Consider the following 26,140-nt stretch of genomic DNA (forward strand, 5'->3'; position numbering starts at 1 on the left):
GCGTGACCGACGCGTCAGACCGCGTCGTCTCGCCGTGATCGCCCTCAGCGGCGGGAGGCGAGCAGGTTGCGGGTCGCGGCGTCCTCGGCGGCGCCCGCCCGGTGCCACTGCACGAGCAGCACGATCACCACGGCGAGCAGCGGCGCGTCGCCCATGCCCCACGCGAGCAGGGCGGCGACGTGCTGGTCGGCGAGCAGATCCACTGCCCACGGCAGCCGCAGGTGCGAGTAGAAGTCGGTGACGAACACCTGCCCGCCCCCGCCGTCGGCCGCGAGCGTCGACGGGATCTGGGCGACCGGCTGGTTCGCCGCGAGCAGGATGACGCCGAACAGCGCATGGAACGGCATCGAGGCGACGAGGACCGCGAGGCGGGCGACGTGCGGGAGCCGCGCGCCGGGGGGCGGGTCGACCCCGACGAGCACCCAGAAGAACAGGTAGCCGACACCGAGGAACCACAGCGAGATCGCCGGCATCAGCCAGCCCAGCGGCTGGAGCAGCGAGAACGCGGGCGTCAGGTAGAGCAGGAACGGCGAGCCGACGACGAGCACGGCCGCGACGGCCGGGTGGGCCACCATCCGCAGCGCGGGCGCGGCGAGCAGGGCCTCGAGCCGGTCCCGGGCGTCGCCGTCGTCCGGCAGGGCCCGGCGCGCGAGGGTCACGGGCCCGCCGAGCACCAGCAGCACCGGCACCACGATCCCGACCAGCATGTGCTCGGCGATGTGCGCGCTGAACAGGGCGTCGGCGTAGCGGCCGAGGCCCGAGGAGGTGGCCAGCACGAGGACGGCGCAGCCGGTGAACCACGCGACGGCGCGCCCGGTCGGCCAGCCCTCGACCCGGCGCAGCCACCGCCCGTAGACCAGCGCCAGGACGACGGCGAGGGCGACCATGACGACGTCGGGGCGCCAGTCGCCGAGCAGCGTCGCGACCGAGGGCGGGTCGGGGATGCCGAACCCGAGGACGGCCTCGGTGGGCGTGGTGTGGAACGGCGCCTGGACCGGCGGGACCGCGCGGGTCATGGCGACCGAGAGCCCGGTGACGACGGCGAGCAGGGCGAGCTCGAGCGCGGCGTTCCGGACGTCAGCGATGCGGCACCGCTGACGTTGAGCGTCCCCGGCTCCACATCCTCGATCGGCCAGCCGTCGGCGCGCCAGCACGGCGAGCACCACCACGGTCACCGCGGCCGCGAGGAGCACCAGCACCCCGTACGCGCTCGCCAGCTCCCCCATCGACGGCACGAGCACGCCGGCCGCCAGCACCCCGCTCAGCACCGTGAGCACCGCGCACACCGTCGACACCGCACCGGCCCGGCGGGCGAACCGGGCCGAGGCAGCGTCGTCGTCGGGCGCTCCGACCAGCAGCGCGCCGACCGTCCCGAGCCAGACCGTCGCCGCGATCACGTGCAGCCCGACGGCGGGCGCGCCGAGGTCCTTCCCGACGCCGTCGATGGCATGCCCCGTCACCACCGGCCCGAGCAGCGCGATCCCCGCGAGCACTGCCGCGCCCAGCGTCGAGGACCACGTCCGCGCCTCGCGCACCCACACCGCGACCACCGCCGCGCCGGCCGCGCACGCGAGCCACCCCACCGGCGCCGCCCGCACCACCAGCTGCACGACGAGGTCCGGCCCGGGCGCGGTGAGCCCGCCGGAGGCGTCCGCGACCGTGAGCAGCGCGGTCAGGACCGCGAGGACCGCCCACGTCCACGCCGCCCCCGACGCCACGGCCCGCTCACCCGCCGACGGACCACCCGCGCCGTCGGCGAGCACCAGCGACCGGGTCAGCGCGCCGAACGCGACCGCCGCCGCCCCCGCCGTCGCGACCCGCACCACCGGCAGGCCCAGGCGGACCAGCTCGCCCGGGTCCGCGAGCCCCAGCACGGGGTAGGCCGAACGGCCCAGCAGCAGAGCGGCCACCAGCACCGTCACCGCACCCGCGACGAGCGCGGGGACGAGACGGCGGGTCACGGGTCGAGTCGGTCGGGGTAGCGGGCCCGGTACTCCGCGAGGTGCTGCGACTTGCAGACGTGCTGTTCCTTCTCGTTGATCGCCTGGCGCATGCACTCGTCGAGCGTCCGGGCCTGCGAGGCGTGCAGGTAGGTGACCGCGCTCTCGATGGTGGGCCACTCGACGGCCGTGCCGATCGCCACCGCGACCAGCCCGACGACGAGGGCGGCCACCGGCTTCGCGCGTCCCACGGCCCGCCCGGAGCGCACCCGCATCAGCGCGACCAGCGCCGCCACGAGCGCGACGAGCCCGAGAACCACCCCGCCCCAGCCGGTCCACGAGCTGATCAGGCCCATGACCGCGACGACGAGCGCGAACGTCGCCGCACCGGTGGCGCCGGCGGCGGACTCCTCCTGCGCAGCGGGGCCGGACTCAGCGGTGACGGAGTCCGCGGTGGTTTCCGGCTCGTCGTCGGGATCCTGCGACCCGACCGGGGACGACCCTCCCGAATCCGACGCGCTGGTGCTGGTCACGGCCTCGATGGTGACACCCGCTGCGCACGCACCCACGCTCGGGGCGCACCATCGAGGGCATGACCGAGCTGACGAGCCCCGCCGGAGATGTCCGGGATCGTCCGGATTCGGGAGCCTCGGACGCGGGATCGGCCGAGTCCGGCGAGGACTTCCTGCTGACCGGGATGACCTGCGCCGCGTGCGCGTCGCGGATCGAGCGGCGGCTGAACAAGGTCGAGGGGATCTCGGCGACCGTCAACTACGCGACCGAGCGGGCCACGGTCCTGCTCGACCCGACGGTCGACCGGAGCACCGTCGTCGACGTCGTCGCGAAGCTCGGCTACAGCGCGACGTCGCTTCGGACGGCACCCGACGACGACCGTCCGGTGCCGGCCGGGAACGACCGCGTCGCCGACCTCTGGCGCCGCCTCGTCGTCGCGGCGGTGCTGTTCATCCCGATGGTCGACCTGCCGCTGGCGCTCTCGGTGCTGCCGGCCGCGCGGTTCCCCGGCTGGGAGTGGGTGGTCGCCGCGCTCGCTGCGCCGGTGGTCGTGTGGTCGGCGTGGCCGCTGCACCGGGCCGCGTTCGTCAACGCGCGCCACGGCGCCTCGTCGATGGACACGCTGATCTCGCTGGGGATCTGCGCCGCGACGGTGTGGTCGCTCGGGTCGATCCTGCTCGGGCATCTCCCCGACCCGGCCGAGGGCGGCGCGCTGCGGGTGTTCCTCGACCCGGTCGGGCCGCTCTACCTCGAGGTCGCCGCCGCGGTGACGACGTTCGTGCTCGCCGGGCGCTACGTCGAGGCCCGCGCCAAGCGCGCGGCCGGCGCCGCGCTCGCCGCCCTCGCCGCGCTGGCCGCCCGGGACGTCGCGGTGCTGCTGCCGGACGGCACCGAGACCCGCGTCCCGGCGTCCGCGCTCGCCGTCGGGACCCGCTTCGTGGTGCGGCCGGGCGAGAAGGTGGCGACCGACGGCGTCGTCGAGTCCGGCGCCTCCGCGGTGGACCGCTCGATGCTCACCGGCGAGACCGTGCCCGTCGAGGTCGCCGAGGGCGAGTCCGTCACGGGCGGCACCGTCGCGACCAGCGGCCGTCTGGTGGTGACGGCGACCGCGGTCGGCTCGGCCACCCAGCTCGCCGGGATGATCCGGCTGGTCGAGTCGGCGCAGGCGTCGAAGGCCTCGGTCCAGCGGCTCGTCGACCGGATCTCGTCGGTGTTCGTGCCGGTCGTGATCGGACTTTCCGTCGTCACCGCGCTCGGCTGGTGGCTCGCCGGCGGTGACGCCGGAGAGATCTTCGCCGCCGCGCTCTCGGTGCTGGTGATCGCCTGCCCGTGCGCGCTCGGACTCGCGACGCCGACCGCGATGCTCGTCGCCTCCGGCCGCGGCGCCCGAGAGGGGATCTTCCTCAAGAGCCACCAGGCGCTGGAGTCGAGCCGCGTCGTCGACACCGTCGTGCTCGACAAGACCGGCACCGTCACGACGGGGGCCATGACGGTCCGCGCGGTCCACGTCGCCCCGGACACCGACCGGGCACGGGTGCTGCGGCTCGCGGGCGCCGTCGAGGACTCCTCGGAGCACGCCGTCGCCCGGGCGATCGCGGCCCGCGCGCGCGACGAGGTGACCGACCTGCCCGCCGTCGAGGGGTTCGAGGCGCTGCCCGGGCTCGGCGCGCAGGGGACCGTCGACGGCGTGGCGGTGCGGCTCGGCCGGCCCACGCTGGTCGGCGGTCTGCCGGACTGGGCGCCGGAGCCCGCCGCGGACTCGACGCTGGTGGTCGTCGAGTGCGACGGGTCCATGGTCGCCGTGCTCGAGCTCGCCGACGAGATCAAGCCCTCGGCGGCGCCCGCCGTCGCCCGGCTGCGGGCCGCAGGCCTGCGCACGGTGCTGCTCTCCGGCGACCGGGCCGGCGCCGCGGAGGCCGTCGGCGCCGCGATCGGGGTCGACGAGGTCGTCGCCGAGGTGCTGCCGCAGGACAAGGTCACCGCGATCGCCGCGCGCCAGCAGGACGGGGCGCGCGTGGCGATGGTCGGCGACGGGATCAACGACGGCCCCGCCCTCGCGGCCGCCGACCTCGGGCTCGCCGTCGGCGCGGGCACCGACGTGGCGCTCGAGGCCGCCGACGTCATCCTCGTGCGCGACGACCTCGGCGCCGTCCCGGACGCGCTCGACCTCGCCCGCCGGACCGCGACGACGATCCGCCGCAACCTGGTCTGGGCGTTCGGCTACAACGTCGCCGCGCTCCCGCTGGCCGCGTTCGGGCTGCTCAGCCCGCTGATCGCCGGGCTGGCGATGGCGCTGTCGAGCGTGCTGGTGGTGTCGTCGAGCGTGCGGCTCCGCCGCATGTGAACGAATGTGGTCGCCGGAACGACTACATTCGTTCACATGCGCCGGCGGCGCTCCGCCAGCACGGCGGCCAGGTAGGTCTCGGCCGGGACGCCCGGCGGCGGGGGCGGGGCCACCCGCGACGCGACGTCGGACGCCAGGCGCTCCCCCAGCGTGCGGCGCACCGCCGGGGCCAGCTCGCCGGTGCGGCCGAGGAACTGCCGCGCGGCCAGCGCGAGGTCGTCGGGCAGGGCCGCGAGCTGCAGCGTCGACGCCCACCCCGCCAGGGCCGGGTCCGGCGGGGGCAGCGCCCGCAGGCGGGTCGAGCGCGGCACCCGCTCCCGCAGCACGAGCGTGCCCGCGAGCAGGTCGCCGACCCGCTGCCCCTGCGGCGAGCACGCCGAGACGACCATCGCGATCACCCCGGACAGCAGCCCGAAGTCCACGACGAGGCCGGTGAGCGCCCGGACCAGCGCGTGCCGGAACCGGATCGGCCCGCCGTCGTCGCGCACCACCCGGAGCCCGAACGCGAGCTTGCCCGGGGTCCGGCCGCGGGTCAGCGTCTCCCAGGCCGTCGGCCAGGCCACGAGCCCGAGGACGACGAGCGCCACGGTCAGCGCCGCCGCGAGCGCCGAGTCGAGCTCCACCCCGGCCACCACGACGACGATGAGCACCACGGTCAGCAGGAACCCGACGATCACCGCGTCGAGGGCGAAGGCCAGCGCCCGGGTCGGTAGCTTGGCGGGAACGAGATCCAGCTCGACCGCCTCGCCGACGACGACGCCCGGGGCGTGCTCGGGTGGGGTCACGCCCGCACATGCTGCCAGGGAGGGAGCGCCACCGAGTGGACGTCGACGCCTACAGCGACGCCCACCGGGTGGAGTGGGACCGTCTCGAGGCCCTGCTGCGCCGGCGACGCTGGACCGTCGAGGAGGCCGACGAGGCCCTCGACCTCTACCGCCACGTCGCGACCCACCTCTCCGTGGTGCGCTCCTCCTCGCCCGACCCCTCGCTGGTGTCGCGGCTGTCCTCGCTCGTGGCGCGGGCACGCGCGGCGGTGACGGACTCGTCCTCGTGGTCCTGGCGCGACCCGCTGCGCTTCGTCACCGACGAGTTCCCCGCGGCGCTCGCCGCGTCGGCCCGCTGGTGGGTGACGACGGCGCTGTGCTCGCTGGTCGCGATGGTGGTCACCGGGTGGTGGGTCGCGACGTCGCCGGGGGTCGCGGCCGCGATCTCCACCCCGGAGCAGACCCGACGGCTGGTCGACCAGGAGTTCGCGTCGTACTACTCGTCGAACCCGGCCGGGTCGTTCGCGGCGCAGGTCTGGACGAACAACGCGCTGGTGGCCGCCACCTGCCTGATCACCGGGATCCTGCTGCTGCCGGTGCTGTGGGTGGTGCTGCAGAACGTCGTGAACGTGGCTGTGGTCGGCGGGATCATGACCGCGAACGACCGGCTGGACCTCTTCCTCGGGCTCATCGTCCCGCACGGGCTGCTGGAGCTGACCGCGGTGTTCGTGGCCGCCGGCGCGGGGCTGAAGCTCGGGTGGACGTGGATCGACCCGGGCCCGGAGCCGCGTCGAACGGCGCTGGCCCGGCAGGGACGGGTGACGGCGGGGATGGCGCTGGGGCTCGCCGGGGTGCTCGCGGTGTCCGGGCTGATCGAGGCGTTCGTGACGCCGTCCGGCCTCCCGACCTGGGCGCGGATCGGGATCGGGGCGCTCGCCGAGGTCGGGTTCATCGCCTACGTCCTGCGGGGGCGCCGGCTGCTCCGCTCGCGCGCCGGAGTGCCGCTCGCCGACGACGGGAGCTGAGGCCCCGGCCCGGATGGCCCCTTGCCCGGCCGTGCCGACCGACGAACCCTGAACGGTCTACGGGCCGGACAGGGGGACGCCGCGATGGACCAGGACGCCGACCCGGAGCTCGCCGAGCTGCTGGCGCGCACCGAGGAAGCCACGACCGCCTTCATGCGCGGCGAGATGGACCGCTACCTCGAGCTGACCGGCCACGTCGAGGGCTTCACCCTGTGCAACCCTGGGGCGACACGCTCGTCCTGGTCATGATCGAGCGGCAGCACGGGGAGGTCGGCGGGCTGCCCGACCAGGACTGGTCGTTGCGGGTCACCCAGGTCTACCGCCGGGTCGAGGGCGAGTGGTTGGTCGTGCACCGTCACGCGGACCCGCTGGTGCACCCCGTCGACCTCGACCGGGCGGCCGCACTCGCCCGCGGGTGACGCACGTCCCGAGCCCCAACCTCAGAGCCGGCCGCGCGCCTTGAGCGCGAGGTAGCGGTCCGCCAGCGCCGGGGCGAGGTCGTCCGGGGCGGCGTCGAGGACCTCCACCCCGCGCCGGGACAGCCGCGCCGCCACGTCCCGCCGCTCGGCGAGCGCGACCTGACCCGCCGCGGCGCCGTAGACCGCCGCCGCGTCCCCGCGCTCCGCGGCCATCGCCGTCACCACCGGGTCGGCCACCCCCGCGACGAGCAGCGTGTGTCGGTGCAGCAGCGGGCCGAGCAGCGGCTCCAGGCCGTCGGCGAGCACCGCGTCGTCCAGCCCGGTGAGCAGCACGACGAGCGAGCGCCGCGACGCCCGACGGAGCACCGTCGCCACCAGCGCGGCCATGTCCGTCTCCACGAGGGAGGCCTCGACCCCGGAGAGCGCCGCGGTCATCGCCGGCAGCGGGTCGCGGGCGCCGAACACCGAGGCGCGCGGCATCCGGTCGTGGGCGAGGAGGTCCACTCGGTCTCCCCCGCGCGAGGCCAACGCGGCGAGCAGCAGCGCCGCATCGAGTGCCGCGTCCAGGCGGGGAACCGCGGCCTGACCCGTCCCCACCAGCCCCGCCGCCGTCCGGCCGGTGTCCAGGACGACGAGCACGTGCCGGTCCCGCTCGGGCCGCCAGGTCCGCACCACGAGATTCCCCGTCGCTCCGCTCGCCCCGGAGGTCGACGTCGACCGCGCCGACGCCCGCCAGTCGATCGAGCGGACGTCGTCGCCGTCGACGTACTCCCGCAGCGAGTCGAACTCCGTCCCCGCCCCGCGGACCTGCGTCGCGCGCCGGCCGTCGAGCTCCCGCAACCGCGCCAGCCGCGCGGGGAGATGCCGCCGGGACGCGAACGCGGGCAGCACCCGCACGCGCCCGCCCGCCGTCGTCGAGACCTGCCGCGCCGCCAACCCCAACGGGCCCCACGAACGCACCGTCACCCGGTCCGCGGCGTGCTCACCGCGCCGGCCCGGCGTCAACGTCGTCGTCACCCGGCGCCGCTCCCCCACCGGCACGTCCACGGCAGCGACCTCCGGCGACGCCCCACACGACGGCGGCCACGCGTCCCGCAGCTCCCCGCGCACCCGCCGCGGCCCGGAGTTCGTCACGACGAGCCCCACCGCGAGCGACTCCCCCAGCCGCACCTGCACCCCGTCGTCGGGACGCTCGATCCGCAGCCCGCGCACCGACCCGGCCAGCAGGAGATCGACCAGCACACCGACCACCAGCACGAGAACCACACCGACGAGCCCGGCCCAGTTCGGCACCGCCAGCCCGACGACCAGGGCGCCCACCACCGCCACCAGCGCGAGGCGCCCGCCGACGGCGGGGCCGCCCCGCCGCGGGGTGCTCATCTCGGGACCGGCACCGAGTCGAGCACGCCCGTCACCACCCCGTCCGTCGTGACCCCCTCCAGCTCCGCCTCGGGCCGCAGCGCCAGCCGGTGCCGCAGGACGGGCAGGGCGAGCGCCTTGACGTCGTCGGGCGTCACGTAGTCCCGGCCCGAGAGCCAGGCCCACGCGCGGGCGGCGAGCACCAGCGCGGTCGCCCCGCGCGGCGAGGCGCCCAGCGACACCGACGGCGAGGACCGCGTCGCCCGGCACACGTCGACGACGTAGGCCAGCACCTCCGGCCGCGCCGCGACCCGGCCCACCGCCGCCCGCCCCGCCGCGAGGTGCGCGGCCCCGGCGACCGGCCGGACACCGGCGGCGGCCAGGTCGCGCGGGTCGAACCCGGAGGCGTGGCGGGTCAGGACCGCGATCTCGTCGTCGCGCTCCGGCAGCGGCATCACGAGCTTGAGCAGGAACCGGTCGAGCTGCGCCTCGGGCAGCGGGTAGGTGCCCTCGTACTCCACCGGGTTCTGGGTGGCGGCGACGACGAACGGGTCGGGCAGCGGGCGCGGCGTCCCGTCCACCGAGACCTGGAACTCCTCCATCGCCTCGAGCAGCGACGCCTGGGTCTTCGGCGGCGTCCGGTTGATCTCGTCGGCGAGCAGGAGGTTGGTGAACACCGGGCCGGGGCGGAAGTCGAATGCGGACGTGCGCGCGTCGTAGACCAGCGAGCCGGTGACGTCGCCGGGCATGAGGTCGGGGGTGAACTGCACGCGGCGCTCGGTCAGCGAGGACGCCGCCGCGACCGCCCGTACGAGCAGCGTCTTCGCGACGCCGGGCACGCCCTCGAGCAGCACGTGGCGCCGGCACAGCAGCGCGATGACGAGCCCGGTGACGGCGGCGTCGTTCCCGACGACCGCCTTCGCCACCTCGCCGCGCAGCGCGGTCAGGGCCTCGCGCGCCTCCTCGGGCCCGACGGCGGCCGTGGCGGCGTCGGTGTCCGTGTCGGTGGCCGTGTCCGTGGCCTCGTGGCTGGTCACCCCTGGTCCTCCCCTCTCCCGGCCGGGACCCGGCCGGATCCCGCGGCGGCCCCGCGGAGCTCGTCGAGCGCGCCGGCGAGCACGACCAGCGCGCGGTCGTCGGGCGGGGCCGCACCGTAGAGCAGGTCGGCGACGGCGGCCGGGTCGTACCCCGGCGCGGCGGCCACGACGGCGGCGGTGAGCGCCTCGGCCGGGGTGTGCGCGGACAGCCCGACCCGGGCCGCGAGCCGGCGCCGGGCGTCGTCGCGCAGCACCTCCGCAGCGCGGGCGCGTGCTCCGAGCCGGCGGTAGAGCCCGGCCCGGCCGCGCGTGGTCTCGGCCGCGGGCACCCGGACGGGCAGGCGCTCGGCCACCAGCGGGCCGAGGCGTCTCCCCCGCCACAGCGCCGTGACCAGCGCGGCGAGCAGCAGGGTCGCCCCGCCCCAGACCCAGCCCGGGGGGACGAGCCGCACGAGCGGGGTCGGCCCCGCGGTGTCGTCGGGCAGCACCGGCGGGACGTACCAGAGCACCCGGGGTCCCGCCCCGAGCAGGCGCATGGTCAGCGCCGCGTTCCCGGCGTGGTCGAGGGCGTCGTTGCGGAACGGGGTCGCGGACCCGACGACGGTGGTCCGCCCGCTGACGGCGAGGGCAGCCGTCCCGCCCTGCGGATAGCACCCGACGGCGGGTGGGGTCACCTCGTAGACGTCGCCGTCGGTGTCGATCCGCCCGGCCGCGACGGCCGCGGGCACGGGGCACGACGGGTCGGGGCTCTCCGTCGTGAGCAGCGCGGGCGGGGGCGCGCCGGCCCGGACGCCCGGCGCGAGCGCCTCGAGCGGCCGCGACCCGGGGGCGACGAGCACCATCCGGGCCCCGGAACGGGCGAGGGTGTCGAGGTCCGCGCGCCGCAGCCGGTCGGGGGTCGCGACGAGGACCGTGGTGCCGGGGTCGGCGGCGGCGAGCGCGTCGGGCCGGTCGGCGACGTCGACCCGGACCCCCTGGTCGCGCAGCAGCGCGACCAGCGCGGCTCCACCCGCCGGGTCGACCGAGTCGGGGTCGAGCAGGCCGCGGTCGGCGCGGGTGCCGACGACGGTGAGCACAACCGCGGCCAGCAGGACCAGCGCGCCGATCACCACGGGGCCCCGCGCGCGGCGCCACCGTGCGCGCAGCGGCGTGCTCACGCGGGGACCGGGCGGGTGGCCCGCACCGTCTCGTCCGCGGCGCGCACCCGCGCCACGGCGTCCGCGTCGGCGGGGTGCCCGCCGTAGACGGTCTCGTCGAAGCAGCGCGCCGCGTCGGCGATCGCCTCGGCCGCCGCGGGCAGGGCGGCCCCGGCCTCGCGGGCGGCCTCGCCGGCGGTGCGGCCGGCGCGGGTGGCGAGCAGGTCGCGCTCCTCGAGGCCCCGGACCAGCGCTCGCATCCACTCGCGGACCGCCTCGTCGTGATGCCCGGCGGCCTCGTGCTCGGCGGCTCGGCGGCGGTGATCGGCCGCCGTCGTGCCCGTCGGGTCGAGCGCGGCCGACCCGACGCGGGCGGTGCGCGCCGCGCGTCCGAGCCGCCATCGGACCACGACCACGAGGACGACGATCAGCGCCAGGACGACCAGCACCCCGCCCGCTCCCCCGGCCCGCGTGCTGGTGAGCAGTTCGACGAGGTCGGAGAGCCGGGCGAGCAGCCACTGCCCGACCTGCTGCACGAACCCCGGCTCGGCGGCCCGGTAGGCCGGCTTCGCGAGCTCCTGGGCCGCGAGCTCGCGCGCCTGGTCCGCGGAGACCGTCACCGGCACGCCGTGCGGCACGGGTGGGGGCGGTGCGGCCATCAGCCCTGCTCGCGGGCGGCCCGCTGCAGTTCGATGTCGAAGCCCTCGCGGCGCATCCGCTGGTCGATGTAGAGCAGGCCGGTGACGCCGGCCTGGAACGGCGAGGTCAGGGCCGCGCCGATCACCGTCCCGATCGAGCTGATCAGCAGCGGCAGCGGCGCGTACGCGCTGGGCTCGCCGACGGCGTTCCCGGCGGCGGACGCGATGACCCCGAACGGGATCCCGATGATCCCCGCGACGATGGTCACGATGATCGCGGTGAGCAGCAGGATGCCCAGCACCGGCCAGAAGCGGCCCCGCACGAGATCCCGGGAGCGGCGCAGCGCCGTCGTCACGGAGATGCCCTCGAGGACGTAGGCCGGGGCGGCGAGCGCCAGCCCGACCGCGACGATCACCGCGAGCACGGCCCCCACGACGATCCCGAGCAGCGCGAGTCCGGCGGTCGCCCCGGTCGGCGCGCGGAGCAGCCCGAGCACGCCGGCGGGGATCAGCGGCACGAGGAACGTGACGACGGTGATCAGGGCGACGAGGACGACGACGCCGAGCAGTCCCGGCAGCCGGGGTCGGGCGGCGTCCCAGACCTGCCGCGCGTCGACCGCGGCTCCGAGGACGGAACGGCTCAGCACGACGATGAGCAGGCCGGTGAGCACGGTGTTGGCGAGCAGGCTGACGAGCAGGCCCACTCCGGCGAGCCAGACCGCCCCTCCGACCAGCCCGCCGAGCTGGCTGAGGTTCACCGTCCGGGAGCCGCCGCCGGTGCCGACCAGGCCCTCCAGCGACGTCCCGAACGACGCCTGGAACGGCGACTGGATCAGCACCGTGATCACCGCGATCACCGCCGAGATGCCCAGCACGACCCGCGGGTGGGCCCGGATGTACTGGTAGGCGCCGTCGAGCAGCTCCCCCAGGGCGAGCGGACGCAGCGGCACGATCCCGGGCCGCGGGGCGGCGAGCGAGCCCCCGAAGCCCCACGGGTCACCGGGCCGGTTCTGCGGCCCCGGCTGGTGCTGCGACGGCGGGGGTCCCCACTGCTGGGGCCCCGACTGCTGGGAGCCCGACGGCGGGCCGGGGGACGGGGTCGGGGTCGTCGGCGGGACCGGGCCTCCCGGGCTCTGCCATCCCCCGGTGGACGGCCGGGGCGCGGGCGCGTCCGGGCCGGAGGCGCGCGACGGGTCCCAGGGCGGCACCGCGCCGGGGCCCCGGCCTTCCTCCCCGTCCTCGCGGCGACGGTCCTCCGGCTCGCTCACCTCGACACCCTTCCCTGGGTAGTGCCACGACCACGCTCTGATCGTCTTCGTCCCGAACCGATCGTGCCACGATGGCGCCGTGGCCCTGATCTCCGCACTGTGGCGCCGACTCGACGAACCGCACGGCCTCGTGCACGGCGCGATCTCCGAGCTGGAGCCGACCCCGGACCATCCGGACGGAGCCTTCCTCCTCGACGGCGCGGCGATCGGCACCGACTCGCCCGACGACACCGGCCCGATCGGGGAACAGGACGCTCCCCGACCGTGGTCGACCCGATTCTCCGTCGTCGTCGACGCCCGCTGGCAGACCCGTTCCTGCTTCGTCGAGACGATCGGCGGGGACGGGCTCGACCGGGTCACGCTCACCGTCGACGCCCTCGGGCACTGGACCCTCGACGGCCGCGACTGGACCGAGCTCGAGGGCTGCCTGGACGTCGACGTCTCGATCTCGCCGCTGACGAACACGCTGGTCGTGCGCCGTCTCGGGCTCGAGGTCGGCGAGGAGCGCAGCATCGACGTCGCGTGGCTCGACGTGCCGTCGCTGGCGGTCGCCCGGGTCACGCAGACCTACCGCCGCGAGCCCGACGGCCCCCACGGCCCCCAGTTCGTCTACGCCGACCCGACCTACGGATCCTTCACGTTCACCACGGATCCATCCGGTGTCGTCCGGGAGTACCAGGGCCTGTTCGCCCGCGTCGCCTGACTACCCTCGAGAGCACGGCGAGGGGGGGTACAGGTGCGCAACCGGACGCGAGGGCTGGTGCTGCTCGGCCTGCTCGTCGTCGCCCTGGTCGTCGCGCTGACGGTGCCCCTGCCCTCGCCGCTCGAGCTGCGCGACTGGGCGATCCGGATCGGGCCGACCGCCCCGCTGATCTTCTTCCTGGCGCACGCGGTCATCACGACGACGCCCGTCCCCCGCACTGCGTTCACCCTCGCGGCGGGCCTGATGTTCGGGCCGGTCTGGGGGCTCGGCCTGGCGGTCACGGCGTCGATGGTCTCGGCGGTGCTCGGGTTCGCGATCGCGCGCCGGCTCGGCGGGCGGGCGATCGCCCGGCTCGGGCCCGAGCGCGTGCGCGCCCTCGAGGAACGGCTCTGCGAGCGCGAGCTGCTCACCGTGACCTCGACGCGCCTCGTCGGGATCCCGTTCGCACCGCTCAACTACACGCTCGGGGTGACGAGCGTCGGCCTGCGCGCCTACCTCGTCGGGACCATCGTCGGCCTGATCCCGGGGACGGCGGCCGTGGTGCTGCTCGGCGACGCGGTCACCGGCGGCTCCTCGCCCGGGATGATCGCGATCCTCGCCGTGACGGCCACCCTCGGGGCGGTCGGGATCCTCGTCTCGGCCCGCGGCCGTCGACGGATCGGCTCCGACCCCGGCGGTCCGGAGGCCGGCGGCTCCGGCCCCGAGGCCGGCGGCTCCGAATCTGCCGGTCCCGAGGCCGCCTGAGGCGCGATCAGCCGCCGGACGGGGCCGGCGTGCCGGTCTCCGCGGGACCGCGGGTCGGGGTGGCGCCGGTGGCCGGCCGCGGCACGTTCGCGGGCTGCGGGGCCTGGACCGTCCCCGGGACGGTCTGACCCGGCACCGGCGCGGGGCCGGGCGGCGGGAAGCCCGAGGTGGAGTACTCGTTCGGGCTGGCGGGCTGATCCGGGGCCGGCTCCGAGGAGTAGGTGCAACCGGCGAGCACGGCGGCCGCCGCCGCCACCACGACCAGCCAGGACGCCGTCCGTCGGATTCGCACGCCTGTTCTCTCCTCGGGTGTCGCTCGCTACCGGTGCCCGAGCACCCTAGCGCCTGGCGGTGATCACGTCCGGGTGCGTCCCGCCAGGACCCCGCGCGGCGCGATCGAGGCGATCGGCTCGGGGGCGGCGCCCTCCTCGCGCAGCACGTCGTTGGCCGCGAGCACCCCGGTGACCGCGGCGCGCTCCATCAGCGCCGACGGGACGTCGGAGGCCACCCAGTCCCCCGCCAGGCGCAGCCCGCGGGCGTCGGTGACGACGCCGGGCCGGTGCGGATGGAACCCGGGGTCGAAGCCCGGCGCGTTGGTGTAGCGGTGGGCGTCGGTGTCGAGCACCTCGACGTCCGCGAACTCGGGCCACAGCGCCACCAGTTCGGTGCGCATCGCGGCCACCAGGTCGTCGAGCCCGGCGTCGTGCGGGCACGCGTAGGAGTGCAGCTCGATCACCGAGCCGGCGGCGCCCCGCGCCCAGGCCGCCGACTCCGACTCCAGCCGGTGGAACAGCGTCACCGAGTCGAGGACCCGTTCCCGCGTCACCCCGGTGAACGCGGCGCGGTGGGCGGCGACGTCGCCGCGGCAGTACAGCCGGGCCACCACGTACGGCTCGCCACCGGGCAGCCGGTCCACCTGGGCGGCCAGGCGCGGCGCCGTCGTCGCGAACCCGGGCGACGCGCCGAGCAGCCCCCGCGTGCCGGGTACGTCGGTGGCGACGACGAGGTGTCGCGCGGTCCGCGTCGGCCCGCCGTCGACCCCGACCGACCAGCCGCCCGGACCGTTCACGACGACGGTGGCCCGGGCCCCCGTCGTGACCGTCGCGCCGTGCTTCTCGAGCAGCCGGCCCAGCGGCTCCCAGAGGGTCGTCGCGTAGTGGTCGCGCGGGGCGTCCATCCCGAGGCCCTCGGGGTTGCCGGTGAAGTAGAAGTGGCACATCGCGAGGAACTCGGCCGCCGAGTACCGCTGCTCGGTGTTGAAGAACGAGTGCGCGAAGACCTCGAAGAGCATCGCCCGGCCGCGCTCGGAGAACCCGAGGGCGTCGAGCAGTTCCGCGGTGGTGCGGTGGTCGTGGCGGGCGAACGTGGCGACCGGGTCGTAGCGCAGCATCTCCAGCGCCTCGCGGGCGTCGACCTTGCGCAGGTCCCGGAGCCGGAAGCTCGGTGACTTCCAGACCAGCGCCGCCAGGTTGGCGAGCGGCACGCGGGGCAGGTCGGTGAAGTCCTCGGGCTCCCACGCCGGGTCGCGGCCCTCGATGGGGTAGCCGCCGACGTCGTGCAGGAAGGCCAGGTCCGGGTCGATCCGCCGCAGGATCGCGCGCAGCGTGTAGTACTGCCGGAAGAACCCGTGGTAGCCGTGCTCGACGGTGACCGGGGTCCCGTCGGGGAGCGTCCGCGGCCACGTGCCCAGCCGACCCCCGAGGGCCGGGGCGGCCTCGAGGAGTTCGACGGAGACGCCGCGCTCGGCGAGCACCAGGGCGGCCGTGACCCCGGCGATGCCGCCTCCGACGACGACCGCCGCGCCGGCGTCGTCACCGACCCGGGACGGCAGGTCGGGTCGGGCGGCCACGGCGGTGTGCGGGGAGAACACGTCCCCGAGAGTAGGGATCACACGGACGAACCGCCCACCCGGTGCGACGAGCCTCCTCACCCGGTGTGAGCGTCCCGCCCACCGGGCATCTCACCGGCCGAATCCCAAGCCCGGTCGAGGGGAGCAGGCAGGTCATGGCTGACGCCGCACGGGAGCGCCGGATCGTCGAGGACGTCCCGAAGAAGCTGCTGATCGGCGGGCGGGAGCGCGACGCCACGGACACCAGGACGTTCCCGGTCGAGGACCCGTCCACCGGCGAGATTCTCTGCGAGGTGGCCGACGCGTCCCCCGAGGACGGGATGGCGGCCCTCGACGCCGCGGCCCGGGCCCAGGCCGACTGGGCCGCGACCGCGCCCCGGGAGCGCGGCGAGATCCTGCGCCGCGCGTTCGAGATGATCATCGAGCAGTCCGACGAGATCGCGATGCTGATGACCCTGGAGATGGGCAAGCCGCTCGCGGAGTCGAAGGCCGAGATCACCTACGCCGCCGAGTTCTTCCGCTGGTTCTCCGAGGAGGCCGTGCGGATCACCGGCGAGTGGAGGACGAACGCGAACGGCAACGGCCGGGTGCTGGTCATGCGCCAGCCGATCGGGCCGTGTCTGCTGATCACGCCGTGGAACTTCCCGCTGGCCATGGGCACCCGCAAGATCGGGCCCGCCATCGCCGCGGGCTGCACCATGGTCATCAAGCCGGCCGCGCTCACCCCGCTGACGATCCTCAAGCTGGCCGACATCCTCACGAAGGCCGGGCTGCCCGAGGGCGTGCTCAACGTCGTCACGACGAAGTCGACGGGCCGGGTGATGGGCCCGCTGATCGCCGACGGCCGGATCCGCAAGCTCTCGTTCACCGGGTCTACCGAGGTCGGGCGCACCCTCATCGAGCAGTCCGCGCAGCAGGTTCTCAAGACCTCGATGGAGCTCGGCGGGAACGCGCCCTTCATCGTGTGCGCGGACGCCGACGTCGACGCCGCTGTCGAGGGCGCGATGCTCGCCAAGATGCGCAACATCGGCGAGGCCTGTACCGCGGCGAACCGGTTCTACGTGCACGCCGACGTGGCCGAGGAGTTCACCAAGAAGCTGGTGGACCGCATGGGGTCGATGACGATCGGCCGCGGCGTCGACGAGGGCGTCGAGGTCGGTCCGCTGGTGGAGGCCGACCAGCGCGACAAGGTCGCCGAGCTCGTCGACGACGCCGTGCAGAAGGGCGCGAAGGTGCGCACCGGAGGGCAGGTGCCGAGCGGCGCGGGCTACTTCTACCCCCCGACGGTGCTCGCCGACGTGCCGACCTCGGCGCGCCTCGTCAAGGAGGAGATCTTCGGGCCGGTGGCCCCGGTGTTCACGTTCACCGAGGACGAGCAGGCGGTCCGCGCGGCCAACGACACCGAGTTCGGCCTGGTCAGCTACCTCTACACGAAGGACCTGCAGCGGGCGATCCGGCTCTCGGAGCGGCTCGAGGCCGGGATGGTCGGGTTGAACCAGGGCATGGTCTCCAACGCCGGCGCCCCGTTCGGCGGCGTGAAGCAGTCGGGCCTGGGCCGTGAGGGCGGCGACGTGGGCATCGACGAGTACCTGGAGATCAAGTACGTCGCGCTGACCGTGTAGGCCTCTCCCTGATGTGACGTGGGCTCACTAAATGATCACACTACGTGATCGACGTGAGCCGTACCGCAGTGCAGTAGTCCGCTACTGCATACGGCCGGAGTAGTCGCAGGCCAACCTCCTCCCGACGGGTGACGTCTGTCACCGCGCGCGAGGAGGAGGTCTCGATGGGCAAGGACACGTCCCCGGGCGGACCGGATCCGACCGGATGGACGCCGCGGTACGCACCGCCCGGCGGCGTCGGGGGAACGCCGACCCAGGGCTGGGGGGCCGTCGGCCAGGCGCCGCCGACCCAGTCGCCACCCACGTACCCGTCCGTGCCCCAGCAGCAGTGGGGTGGACAGTCGGGTTCCTGGGGCCCCGGCGGGCCGGGTGGGCCCACGGGTCCCGGCGCGCCGCCCCCGCCGTTGGGCAGCAGCGCCCCGCGCTCGCGTCGGCTCCGTATCGCGGTCGCGATCGGCGTCGTCGCCCTGCTCGTGATCGGTGGGGTCGCCTGGTTCGCGTTCTCGGGTGCCTCCAGCGCCGAGGCCGCCCAGGTCCAGCTGGAGGCGACCTCCACGGCCGGCCCCTCGCCGTTCACCGCTCCGGTGGGCGAGGACGCGGCCGGCGTCGTGGCACCGGCCAACGCGCAGGGCTCCCAGCCGGGCAACACCGGCGGGCTCTACGCCCAGGACCCGGCGAAGGCGTCGTGTGACTCCGCCGCCCTGGTCTCGCAGCTCAGCTCCGACCCCGCGAAGGCCGCGGCCTGGGCCCAGCCGCTCGGGATCGACGCGAACGGCATCAGCGGGCTGGTGAACAGCCTCAGCCCGGTCACCCTCCGGGCCGACACCGCCGTGACCGAGTACGGCTACGGCAACGGGCAGTTCCTGCCCTACCCGGCGACGTTGCAGGCCGGCACCGCGGTGCTGGTCAACAGCTACGGCGAGCCCACTGTCAAGTGCTACAACGGCGACCCGCTGGGCAACCCGACCGCCTCGAACAGCTCGACCACGGTCGTCGGCACCCCGTGGAACGGCTACGTCCGCGAGCGCACCATCGTCGTGACGCCGGCCCCCGTGTCGCAGACCCAGATCGTCGTCGTCAACCCGGGCACCAACACCCCGACGCCGAAGCCGCTGCCGCCGAACCCGAACCCGAAGCCGAACCCGGGGGCCCCGACCACCGGCGGCGGCCAGCTGCTGCTGACCGGGATCCACAACTACGACGGCACGGTGACGCTGTCCGACGGCCGCGTCATGGACGCCAGCGGCAAGATCCTGCCGCCGAAGGTGGCCGTGACCCACCCGGCGGGGAGCAAGACCTTCGCCGACGGTTCGATCCAGGAGCCCCCGCCCCCGGCGGGTAGCGGGCTCATCTTCAACAAGAACGGGACCGAGCGCCGGGCGATCAGCATCGCCGGCGTCCTCACCATCAACCCGGACGGGACGACGAATCCGCTCCGGGACGGGGTGACGTTCAAGTGGAACTACGACGGCACCGTGACGGCGTACCGCACCGGCGCGACCGATCCGAACACCGTCGTGGTGATCGGGGCGGACGGCAACGTCAAGAAGGTCACCCGGGTTCCCCCGGGCGGGGTCATCCAGCAGGACGGCTCGGTCAAGAACCCGAACGGGACGATCACGAACCCCGACGGGACGCCGCGCCAGCAGCAGAAGCTGCCGGACGGGACCACCCTCGACCCGCAGGGCGGCAACACCCCGCCCGCCGACTCCACCGTCGACAAGACGTTCAAGGAGACGGACGGCAAGGTCGGGGGGCAGGAGACCCTCGTCGCGCCCCAGCAGCCCGGCACCGCGGGCCAGGCGACCGATCCGCTGACCGGGCAGGCGGGGACGGCCGGGCAGCCGGGCACCCCGACGTGCGTGCCCGGAACGGCCGGCGCGGCGAATCCGGCCTGCGCCCAGCAGCAGAAGAAGCCCGAGGTCTGCACGCCCGACCCGGCGACCGGGGTCTGCCCGGCGACGACGGACAAGTCCGGTCAGTCGGGCACGCAGTCGGGCCAGGGCACGTCCGGGACCGAGGGCGGCAGCGGCTCCTCCGGGAGCGGCAGTGGCAGCGGTTCCTCCGGCAGCGGCGGCGGCAGCAGCGGCTCGGGCAGCGGCAGTGGCTCGGGCAGCGGCAGTGGTTCGAGCGGCGGCAGCAGCGGGAGCTCGACCTCCGGCAACTGATTGCCTAGCGCACGGTCGACGGGCCCCGGCACCTCCTGGTGTCGGGGCCCGTCGTCGTGTGCGGGGTCACGAGGGGCCAGCGCCGTCGCCGCCGAGGCGCGAGGATCGGCGCGTGACCGGACGACGGAGTCAGGCGCGGCGCGGCGGGGACCGGCCGTGAACGCGGCGCTCACCGCCGTCCTCGTCGCGGTCCCCGTTGCCGCCGGCGCGACCCTGCAGCGCACGACGGGCCTCGGCCTCGCCCTGGTCGGCGGGCCGTTCCTCGTCGCCGTGCTCGGTGCGCAGGACGGGGTGTCGTTCGGGAACGCGCTGCAGACCGTGCTGTGCCTGCTGGTGCTCGCCGGGACGTGGCGGGCCACCCGGTGGGGCGCGGCGGGGGCGCTGCTGCTCGGGGCGGCGGTCGGGGTGCCGCTCGGGGCACTGCTGGTCGGCCGGCTCCCGGAAGGGCCACTGCTGATCGTCGTGGGGTCGCTCGCGCTGCTGGGGATCGCGCTCGCGGTCGTGCCGCAGGTCGGTGCCCTGCTGCGGGGGTTCCCGGGCGCGGTGTCGTCCGGGCTCGTGGCGGGCTTCGTCAACGCCTCCGCGGGCGTCGGCGGCCCGCTGATCTCGGCGTACGGGATGGCGCAGCGCTGGGACCGGACGAGCTTCGTCCCCACCGCCCAGGTCGTGCTCCTGGCGATCAACGTGACGTCGCTGCTGGTCAAGGGGCTGCCCGACCTGCACGCCGGGGTGTGGGCGGCGGGCGCGGCGGCGCTGGTCGTCGGGGTCGCCGCGGGCGGACCGGTGTCCCGGCGCATCGGGCCGGTCGCCGGGCGGCGCCTCGTGCTCGCCGTCGCCTCGGCGGGCGCGCTCGCGACGGTGGTGCGCGGCGTGCTGACCCTCTGAGGCGACTCAGACCACGAAGCGGGCGCGAGGTCCGGAGGCCGGTCAGGACGTCCCCCCTGCATGGAGTGCGGCCCGAGACGGTCGGCCGCCGGACTGTCGTGCAGCACCAGCAGCGCGTCCTCCCCGACGACGGCGATCGCCTCGGGATAGTCCTCGCCGTCGCCGGCGGCGAGCTCGCACACCGGGTCGACGTCCGCGGCGGGGAGCGCCCCGATCGGCCCGCGCCGCCCGGCGGGCAGCCGCGCCCCTGCCCAGGGGACCGGGCGCCCGTCGGCCAGCGGCACCCGGGCGAGCACGCGGCGCGGCTTCTCGGCGCTGACCTTCGCGAGGCGTGCCAGCACCTCGGACGGCGGGGTGCCGGGCTTGACCCGCCGGCGCCGCGCGGAGCGCGATCCGGTGACCCACAGCAGTCCGTCGTGCAGGGACCCCTGGACGTCCATGCCCTCGACGTCGACCTCGTCGTCGCCTCCGCCCGCACGGCGATTCGTCACGAAAGTGGCCTTCGGTCTCACGGGCGCGCGGCGCAGCTCCCGATCCGCCGCACCACCTCCTCCGCCCCCAGCACGCGGGTGACCTCGTAGAGGTCCGGGCTGCGCTGTGCCCCGGTGACCAGCACGCGGATGACGTTCGCGGCGTCGCGCAGCATCCCGGGGTAGGCGTCGGGGTCCTTCTTGTAGGTCTTCGGGTTGGGGGCGAACCCGTGGCGCTCGGCGAGGTCGCGGACCTGCTGGAACCACGTCGGCTGGTCGCCCTCGTGGGTGTAGTGCGCGGCGAAGTCCTCGGCCAGCGCGGCCACCAGTGCCGGGTCCAGCCCGCCGAAGCGCTCGTCGGCGGGGTCGGTGACGTCGGCGTGCAGCCCCGGGAAGAAGAAGCCGTACGCGGTGCGGAAGTCCGACCATCGCGCGAGGTCCTTGCGCGGGTTGTCCACCCCGACCCGCTCGACGTCGATCGCGGCGAGCGCCAGCGGCTCGTGCTCGTCGAGGACCTCGACCAGCTCCGGGTCGTACGTCGACGCCCACGCACGGACCCCGGCGAGCACCTCGGGGGCCGGGAGCGTGGCGATGTAGTCGGCGCAGATGTCGGCGAGCTTCACGGTGTCGACCAGCGGCCCGGCGGACTGGAACTCGTCGAGGCGCAGCGGGGTGGCCAGCGCCTCGGGCACCGGCAGCTCGGCGAGCGGGGAGTTCGCGAGCCCGCGCAGGTAGGAGAGCACGGCCTCGGAGGGGTAGCCGGACTCGAGGTAGAAGTCGACGGAGGCCTCGGCGTCCTTGCGCTTGGAGAGCTTGCGACGCGAGCTGCCCTCCTGCTTCATCAGCGGCGCGAGGTGGGCGTACTCGATCGCCGGGAACCCGAGCGCGGCGAAGAGCTGCAGGTGCGTCGGCACCGAGGAGAGCCACTCGTCGCCGCGCACCACCAGCGAGGTCCGCATCAGGTGGTCGTCGACGGCGTGCGCGAAGTGGTAGGTCGGCAGCCGCGGCTCGCTCGCCGAGGTCTTGAGGATCACGACGTCGTTGTGGTTGTCCTCGGCCTCGACGCGCCCGCGCAGCCGGTCGGTGAACGCGACCCGCTCCCCCACCTTGCCCTCGGAGCGGAACCGCACGACGTACGGCTTCCCTGCCGCGAACGCCTCGGCGACGGCGTCCTCGGAGGCGTCGCGCCACGGCGCCCACCGGCCGTAGTAGCCGGTCGGCAGCTTCAGGGTGCGCTGCGCCTCGGAGATCTCGGTGAGCTCGTCCTTGGTGGCGAAGCACGGGTAGGCCACGCCCTGCCGCATCAGCTCGCGGACGAACGACAGGTAGATCGTCGCCCGCTGCGACTGCCGGTACGGCGCGTAGGGCCCGTCGTCACCGGTCGACGACGTCGGGCCCTCGTCGGGACGCAGGTCGAAGGCGTCGAACGCGCGGGCGAACTGGGCGTCCGCGCCGGCGACCTCCCGGGCCTGGTCGGTGTCCTCGATGCGCAGGTAGTAGACGCCGTCGGAGGAGTGCGCCAGGTCCCGGGAGACCATCGCGGTGTAGATCCCGCCGATGTGCACGAACCCGGTCGGGCTCGGGCCGAAGCGGGTGACGAAGGCACCGTCGGGCACGTCACGCGCCGGGTACCTCCGCTCCCACTCCCCGGTCTCGGGCAGGTCGGCCGGGAAGAGGGAGTCGACGGTCGCGCGATCGAGCATGGGCCCAGGCTAGTGGGCGCTCCCGTTCGAGTCGGCGTCGGTGATCCCCTGCGTGGCCATCTCCTCCGCCTTCGCGACGGCCTTGGCGATCTCCGGGTCGGTGCGGGTGTCGAACCAGTCGGCGACGTCGTCGTCGGTGTCGCCGGCGCGCTTCGCGGCGGCCTCCTCGTCGACGGGCGACGGCTGGAACCGGAAGACGCCGTCCTCGCCCGGGGCGCCGAGCATGCGGGTGAAGCCCTCGAGGGCCTTGCCGAAGTCGCTCGGCACCACCCACATCTTGTTCGCGTCGCCCTGCGCCATCTGCGGCAGCGTCTGCAGGTACTGGTAGGCCAGCAGCTCCGGGGTCGGCTTGCCCGCCTTGATCGCCGCGAAGACCTTCTCGATCGCCTTGGCCTGCCCCTGCGCCTGGTAGTAGCGCGCCGCGCGCTCACCCTGCGCGCGCAGCATCCGGGACTGCCGGTCGGCCTCGGCCTCGAGGATGGCGGCCTGCTTCGCGCCCTCGGCGTTGAGGATCGCGGCCTGCTTGTTGCCCTGCGCCTCGGCGACCGACGCCTCGCGGTGCCCCTCGGCGGTGAGGATCATGGCGCGCTTCTCGCGGTCGGCGCGCATCTGCTTCTCCATGGAGTCCTGGATCGACGGCGGCGGGTCGATCGCCTTGAGCTCCACGCGGACCACCCGCAGCCCCCACGGCCCGGTCGCGTCGTCGAGGGCGCGGCGCAGCCCGGTGTTGATCGTCTCCCGGGAGGTGAGGGCCTGCTCCAGGCTCATGCCGCCGACGACGTCGCGCAGGGTCGTCGTCGTGAGCTGCTGGACGCCGTTGATGTAGTCGTTGATCTCGTAGACGGCGTTGCGGGGCTCGGTCACCTGGTAGTAGACGACGGTGTCGATCGACACCGTGAGGTTGTCCTGGGTGATCACCGGCTGCGGCGGGAACGAGACGACCTGCTCCCACAGGGCCACGCGCTCCCGGATCCGGTCGATGAAGGGCACGAGCAGCGCCAGGCCGGGTTCGGCGGTGCGCTGGTAGCGGCCGAGGCGCTCGATCACGGCGGCCTCGGCCTGGCGGATGACGGTGACGCTCTTGGCGATCGTGGTGACCACGAGGATCACGACGAGGACCACGAGCACGGCGACGACGACGGACACGTCCATCGCTCCTCCCTGGGGTGTGCGGGTGGTTCAGTCGGTGGCGGTGACGACGGCCGTCGCCCCGGAGATCTCGACGACGACGACCTTGGTGCCGGTCGGGAGGTCGTCCTCGTGCAACGAGCGTGCGGACCAGAGCGAGCCCGCGAGGCGGACCGTCCCGGTGTCGGTGCCGATCGAGTCGACCACCTCGCCGTGGGTCCCGAGCAGGCCGCGGGTCCCGGTGTTCACCGGGTCGTGCACCTGCATGCGCCGGCGGACGACCGGGCGTGCGACCAGCACGAACAGCCCGGCGAGCACCGCGAAGACCGCGAGATCGGGTCCCAGTGGCAGCCCGGCCGCGGACACCGCCGCGGTGCCGAGCGCGGCGGCGCCGAGCATGAGCAGCACGAGGCCACCGGTGAGGACCTCGGCGACGACGAGCACCACTCCCGCGATCGCCCAGATGAGCGGGATCACACCGTCCAGTGTGCCGCATCGGGCGTCAGGTGGTGACGAAGTCGATCAATTGCTCCATCGCGTTGATGAGCGGGGTCTCGAGGTCGTTCCAGGTCGAGACCGCGCCGAGCACCCGACGGGCGCCGTCGCGGTCGTCGCCCCACCCGAGGGCCTCGCACACGCCCCTCTTCCACTCGGTCCCGCGCGGGATCGTCGGCCACTCGCGGATCCCGACGGCCGCGGGCTTCACGGCTTCCCAGATGTCGATGTACGGGTGCCCGAGGACCAGGACGTGCTCGGCGGCGGGTCCGAGGTCGCGGCGCAGCCCCTCGGCGATGCGGGTCTCCTTGGAGCCGGTCACCAGGTGGTCGACGAGCACCCCGAGGCGACGGTCCGGGCCCGGACCGAACTCCTGCGCGGCCTCGACGAGCACGTCGGCCCCGTGCAGCGGCTCGACGACCACGCCCTCCACGCGCAGGTCGTGGCCCCACACGCGCTCGACGATCGCCGCGTCGTGGACACCCTCGACCCAGATGCGGTGCGGGCTCGCCACCTTGGCCCGGCGGTCGTCGCCGCGGACCGAGCCGGAGGCCGACCGCAGCTGCTCGGGCGACTCGCGCGGGCGCGGCGGGGTCAGCGTCGCGAGCCGGCCCTCGAACAGGAACGACGCGGGCTTCATCGGGAACAGTCGACGCCGGCCGGCGGCGTCCTCGAGCACGACCTCGCGGACGTCCGCGCGGATCACCGCGCCGCAGAAGCTCCCGCTGGCGTCCTCGACGACGAGGCCGGGCTCGGCCTCGACGGTGACGATCTCCTGCTTCGGGCGGTGGCTGGTCAGCCCGGGGAGGCCGCCGGATCGTCCGGCGCCGCTGCTCGGGCCGCCGGCCTTCGGGCCGCCCGGACCGCGCGAGAGGCCACCGGTCGTCCGGAACCCCGCGTCACCGGTCGAACCGTTCATGCCCCGGCCCTGCGATCTCGCCACGTTCGCGACGGTAGTGCCGTCGCCGTCGTCGATCGGGCCGCGACACGCGCCCGGTGATGACGTGGGATGTCCGACGCCGCGTTGGTCGTCCGCGTCCGGTCGTGCCTAGGCTGATGGTCATGCCTTGTGCGAGCGCGTCCCTGGCGGTGTGGAGCGCGGCGTGGATCGCCGGTGCGGCCGCCGCCGACGACGTCCTCGACGCGCTCGCCCCGTGGTCCGACGCGCACGACGTGGTCGCCGCCGACGCGGCGGTCGCGGCGGAGACGGAGCTGCCGACCCCGGACCACGCCGGTTCCGGGGTCGCCGCCCTGCTGGTCCTGCTGCGGCGCCGCTGCGCCGGGGGTGATCTCGACGCGCGGGTCGTCCTCCCGGTCGCGGGCGACGTCCGCGGGCTGCCCGGGCCGGACGCGCTGCGGGTGGCGGCGATGTCGGCCGGGGAGTGCGCGGTGTTCCCGGGCGCGGGGCTGGCGGTGGTGCCCTCCACCGTCGCCGACGGGGTGCTGCGCTGGACCGTCCACGTCGTCGACGAGGTCCCGCCGCAGGCCCACCCGAGCCTCGCCGACGCCGAGCACGACCTGCGCACCGGTGTCCGCGACGCCGCCACCACCCTCGCGGACATGGACGTCGCCCGGCCGCGCGCCGGGGTGCGCGAGGAGATCGCGGCGTCGTTGCGGCGTCGTCCGCAGCCCACGTGGCCGGCCGGGACGCCGGGACGCCCGCTGCGGGTGCTCCAGCACGCCGACGAGGTCGAGGCGATCCTGCTGGCGGCGTCGGGCGACGACCCGGGCGGGGCGCTGACCTCCGCCACCGCTCTGGCCCGCACCGACGCGCTCCGACCGCTGGCTTCGGCCGTCCGGGCCGCGCGGGTGGCCGCCGTCGCGGAGACCGTCCGGGTCCTGACGACCGTGTGACCGCGCCCCGGAACCCACGAACGGCACTCTCGTCACCTTCTCAGGTGACGAACGCGCCGTTCGTGGTTCGGGGGTG

At 75.2% G+C, this 26,140-nt stretch carries 24 protein-coding genes and 1 pseudogene; 10 read left to right on the forward strand and 15 right to left on the reverse strand.

Going from position 1 to position 26,140, the window contains the following annotated elements:
* Positions 1–44: 44 nt before the first annotated feature.
* Complete coding sequence (locus LQ327_RS34825) at positions 45–1,961, reverse strand: cytochrome c oxidase assembly protein (RefSeq protein WP_230735658.1); 1,917 nt, start codon at positions 1,959–1,961, stop codon at positions 45–47.
* The gene (locus tag LQ327_RS16725) at positions 1,958–2,473 is read right to left on the reverse strand and encodes a hypothetical protein (protein ID WP_230735660.1); all 516 of its coding nucleotides are present in this window, start codon (positions 2,471–2,473) and stop codon (positions 1,958–1,960) included. Before LQ327_RS16725 ends, LQ327_RS34825 begins: the two co-directional genes overlap by 4 nt.
* A gap of 59 nt (positions 2,474–2,532) precedes the next feature.
* Here LQ327_RS16725 and LQ327_RS16730 point away from each other — a divergent pair, with 59 nt between their 5' ends.
* Positions 2,533–4,797, forward strand: coding sequence for a heavy metal translocating P-type ATPase (locus tag LQ327_RS16730; protein ID WP_230735662.1), 2,265 nt, complete (start codon positions 2,533–2,535; stop codon positions 4,795–4,797).
* Between the two features lie 32 nt (positions 4,798–4,829).
* Here the strand turns inward: LQ327_RS16730 and LQ327_RS16735 are convergent, their stop codons facing one another.
* Positions 4,830–5,582, reverse strand: coding sequence for an RDD family protein (locus tag LQ327_RS16735; RefSeq protein ID WP_230735664.1), 753 nt, complete (start codon positions 5,580–5,582; stop codon positions 4,830–4,832).
* 35 nt (positions 5,583–5,617) lie between these two features.
* Here LQ327_RS16735 and LQ327_RS16740 point away from each other — a divergent pair, with 35 nt between their 5' ends.
* From LQ327_RS16740 to LQ327_RS16750, 3 genes are all read left to right on the forward strand, one after another.
* Complete coding sequence (locus LQ327_RS16740) at positions 5,618–6,586, forward strand: stage II sporulation protein M (protein ID WP_230735666.1); 969 nt, start codon at positions 5,618–5,620, stop codon at positions 6,584–6,586.
* An 84-nt stretch (positions 6,587–6,670) separates the two neighbouring features.
* Positions 6,671–6,835 carry a hypothetical protein gene (locus tag LQ327_RS16745; RefSeq protein WP_230735668.1) on the forward strand — a complete coding sequence of 55 codons (165 nt, stop codon included), beginning with the start codon at positions 6,671–6,673 and terminating at the stop codon, positions 6,833–6,835.
* Positions 6,832–7,005: a hypothetical protein gene (locus LQ327_RS16750; protein ID WP_230735670.1), complete on the forward strand. Its 174-nt coding sequence runs from the start codon at positions 6,832–6,834 to the stop codon at positions 7,003–7,005. The genes LQ327_RS16745 and LQ327_RS16750 overlap by 4 nt, the downstream gene beginning before the upstream one ends.
* A 21-nt stretch (positions 7,006–7,026) precedes the next feature.
* On the opposite strand, the gene LQ327_RS16755 is transcribed toward LQ327_RS16750, so the two are convergent.
* From LQ327_RS16755 to LQ327_RS16775, 5 genes are all read right to left on the reverse strand, one after another.
* Positions 7,027–8,385 carry a DUF58 domain-containing protein gene (locus LQ327_RS16755; protein WP_230735672.1) on the reverse strand — a complete coding sequence of 453 codons (1,359 nt, stop codon included), beginning with the start codon at positions 8,383–8,385 and terminating at the stop codon, positions 7,027–7,029.
* Positions 8,382–9,311 (reverse strand): AAA family ATPase, encoded by a 930-nt coding sequence (locus LQ327_RS16760; protein WP_230736250.1) that lies wholly within the window; start codon positions 9,309–9,311, stop codon positions 8,382–8,384. Before LQ327_RS16760 ends, LQ327_RS16755 begins: the two co-directional genes overlap by 4 nt.
* A gap of 86 nt (positions 9,312–9,397) precedes the next feature.
* A complete protein-coding gene (locus LQ327_RS16765; RefSeq protein ID WP_230735674.1) occupies positions 9,398–10,558 on the reverse strand; it encodes a DUF4350 domain-containing protein in 1,161 nt (386 codons plus the stop codon).
* Entirely contained in the window at positions 10,555–11,196 is a 642-nt protein-coding gene (locus LQ327_RS16770) for a DUF4129 domain-containing protein (protein ID WP_230735676.1), read from the reverse strand. Before LQ327_RS16770 ends, LQ327_RS16765 begins: the two co-directional genes overlap by 4 nt.
* Positions 11,196–12,443, reverse strand: coding sequence for a glycerophosphoryl diester phosphodiesterase membrane domain-containing protein (locus LQ327_RS16775; RefSeq protein ID WP_230735678.1), 1,248 nt, complete (start codon positions 12,441–12,443; stop codon positions 11,196–11,198). The genes LQ327_RS16770 and LQ327_RS16775 overlap by 1 nt, the downstream gene beginning before the upstream one ends.
* 79 nt (positions 12,444–12,522) lie before the next feature.
* Here LQ327_RS16775 and LQ327_RS16780 point away from each other — a divergent pair, with 79 nt between their 5' ends.
* Together LQ327_RS16780 and LQ327_RS16785 are read left to right on the forward strand one after the other, a co-directional pair.
* Positions 12,523–13,146 carry a putative glycolipid-binding domain-containing protein gene (locus LQ327_RS16780; RefSeq protein WP_230735680.1) on the forward strand — a complete coding sequence of 208 codons (624 nt, stop codon included), beginning with the start codon at positions 12,523–12,525 and terminating at the stop codon, positions 13,144–13,146.
* A 33-nt stretch (positions 13,147–13,179) separates the two neighbouring features.
* The gene (locus LQ327_RS16785) at positions 13,180–13,890 is read left to right on the forward strand and encodes a TVP38/TMEM64 family protein (RefSeq protein ID WP_230735682.1); all 711 of its coding nucleotides are present in this window, start codon (positions 13,180–13,182) and stop codon (positions 13,888–13,890) included.
* Between the two features lie 7 nt (positions 13,891–13,897).
* Here LQ327_RS16785 and LQ327_RS16790 read toward each other — a convergent pair whose 3' ends face one another.
* Positions 13,898–14,182, reverse strand: a complete 285-nt coding sequence (locus LQ327_RS16790; protein WP_230735683.1) for a hypothetical protein — start codon at positions 14,180–14,182, stop codon at positions 13,898–13,900.
* Positions 14,183–14,245: 63 nt separating this feature from the next.
* Positions 14,246–15,760: an FAD-dependent oxidoreductase gene (locus LQ327_RS16795; RefSeq protein ID WP_308286333.1), complete on the reverse strand. Its 1,515-nt coding sequence runs from the start codon at positions 15,758–15,760 to the stop codon at positions 14,246–14,248.
* Positions 15,761–15,894: 134 nt separating this feature from the next.
* Between LQ327_RS16795 and LQ327_RS16800 the strand changes: the two genes are divergently transcribed.
* The 3 genes from LQ327_RS16800 to LQ327_RS16810 all read left to right on the forward strand — a co-directional run bounded on the left by LQ327_RS16800 (position 15,895) and on the right by LQ327_RS16810 (position 20,414).
* Positions 15,895–17,361: an NAD-dependent succinate-semialdehyde dehydrogenase gene (locus LQ327_RS16800; RefSeq protein ID WP_230735685.1), complete on the forward strand. Its 1,467-nt coding sequence runs from the start codon at positions 15,895–15,897 to the stop codon at positions 17,359–17,361.
* 164 nt (positions 17,362–17,525) lie between these two features.
* Entirely contained in the window at positions 17,526–19,529 is a 2,004-nt protein-coding gene (locus tag LQ327_RS16805) for a DUF6777 domain-containing protein (protein WP_230735687.1), read from the forward strand.
* A gap of 156 nt (positions 19,530–19,685) precedes the next feature.
* Positions 19,686–20,414, forward strand: coding sequence for a TSUP family transporter (locus tag LQ327_RS16810; protein ID WP_230735689.1), 729 nt, complete (start codon positions 19,686–19,688; stop codon positions 20,412–20,414).
* A 272-nt stretch (positions 20,415–20,686) separates the two neighbouring features.
* Here the strand turns inward: LQ327_RS16810 and LQ327_RS35250 are convergent.
* The 5 genes and pseudogenes from LQ327_RS35250 to LQ327_RS16830 all read right to left on the reverse strand — a co-directional run.
* Positions 20,687–20,926 (reverse strand): annotated as a pseudogene (locus LQ327_RS35250) (DUF3616 domain-containing protein); the annotation flags it as partial.
* Positions 20,923–22,587 (reverse strand): glutamate--tRNA ligase, encoded by a 1,665-nt coding sequence (locus LQ327_RS16815; RefSeq protein ID WP_230735691.1) that lies wholly within the window; start codon positions 22,585–22,587, stop codon positions 20,923–20,925. The gene LQ327_RS16815 and the pseudogene LQ327_RS35250, both read right to left, overlap by 4 nt.
* Positions 22,588–22,596: 9 nt before the next feature.
* Positions 22,597–23,739 carry an SPFH domain-containing protein gene (locus LQ327_RS16820; protein WP_372460691.1) on the reverse strand — a complete coding sequence of 381 codons (1,143 nt, stop codon included), beginning with the start codon at positions 23,737–23,739 and terminating at the stop codon, positions 22,597–22,599.
* A 27-nt stretch (positions 23,740–23,766) separates the two neighbouring features.
* Complete coding sequence (locus LQ327_RS16825; RefSeq protein ID WP_230735693.1) at positions 23,767–24,192, reverse strand: NfeD family protein; 426 nt, start codon at positions 24,190–24,192, stop codon at positions 23,767–23,769.
* A 25-nt stretch (positions 24,193–24,217) separates the two neighbouring features.
* Positions 24,218–25,129: a DUF3097 family protein gene (locus LQ327_RS16830; RefSeq protein WP_230736255.1), complete on the reverse strand. Its 912-nt coding sequence runs from the start codon at positions 25,127–25,129 to the stop codon at positions 24,218–24,220.
* 143 nt (positions 25,130–25,272) lie between these two features.
* Here LQ327_RS16830 and LQ327_RS16835 point away from each other — a divergent pair, with 143 nt between their 5' ends.
* The gene (locus tag LQ327_RS16835; protein ID WP_230735695.1) at positions 25,273–26,064 is read left to right on the forward strand and encodes an Rv1486c family protein; all 792 of its coding nucleotides are present in this window, start codon (positions 25,273–25,275) and stop codon (positions 26,062–26,064) included.
* Positions 26,065–26,140 lie beyond the last annotated feature (76 nt).

Source organism: Actinomycetospora endophytica, from assembly GCF_021026375.1.
GTDB lineage: Bacteria > Actinomycetota > Actinomycetes > Mycobacteriales > Pseudonocardiaceae > Actinomycetospora > Actinomycetospora endophytica.

Bases quoted from the DNA above. Each gene is read 5' to 3' on its own strand.
- LQ327_RS16835 (WP_230735695.1), top strand. From the start codon at position 25,273: ATGCCTTGTGCGAGCGCGTCCCTGGCGGTGTGGAGCGCGGCGTGGATC.
- LQ327_RS16830 (WP_230736255.1), bottom strand. From the start codon at position 25,129: ATGAACGGTTCGACCGGTGACGCGGGGTTCCGGACGACCGGTGGCCTC.
- LQ327_RS16745 (WP_230735668.1), top strand. From the start codon at position 6,671: ATGGACCAGGACGCCGACCCGGAGCTCGCCGAGCTGCTGGCGCGCACC.
- LQ327_RS16800 (WP_230735685.1), top strand. From the start codon at position 15,895: ATGGCTGACGCCGCACGGGAGCGCCGGATCGTCGAGGACGTCCCGAAG.
- LQ327_RS16755 (WP_230735672.1), bottom strand. From the start codon at position 8,385: ATGAGCACCCCGCGGCGGGGCGGCCCCGCCGTCGGCGGGCGCCTCGCG.
- LQ327_RS16815 (WP_230735691.1), bottom strand. From the start codon at position 22,587: ATGCTCGATCGCGCGACCGTCGACTCCCTCTTCCCGGCCGACCTGCCC.
- LQ327_RS16770 (WP_230735676.1), bottom strand. From the start codon at position 11,196: ATGGCCGCACCGCCCCCACCCGTGCCGCACGGCGTGCCGGTGACGGTC.
- LQ327_RS16820 (WP_372460691.1), bottom strand. From the start codon at position 23,739: ATGGACGTGTCCGTCGTCGTCGCCGTGCTCGTGGTCCTCGTCGTGATC.
- LQ327_RS16805 (WP_230735687.1), top strand. From the start codon at position 17,526: ATGGGCAAGGACACGTCCCCGGGCGGACCGGATCCGACCGGATGGACG.
- LQ327_RS16730 (WP_230735662.1), top strand. From the start codon at position 2,533: ATGACCGAGCTGACGAGCCCCGCCGGAGATGTCCGGGATCGTCCGGAT.
- LQ327_RS16750 (WP_230735670.1), top strand. From the start codon at position 6,832: ATGATCGAGCGGCAGCACGGGGAGGTCGGCGGGCTGCCCGACCAGGAC.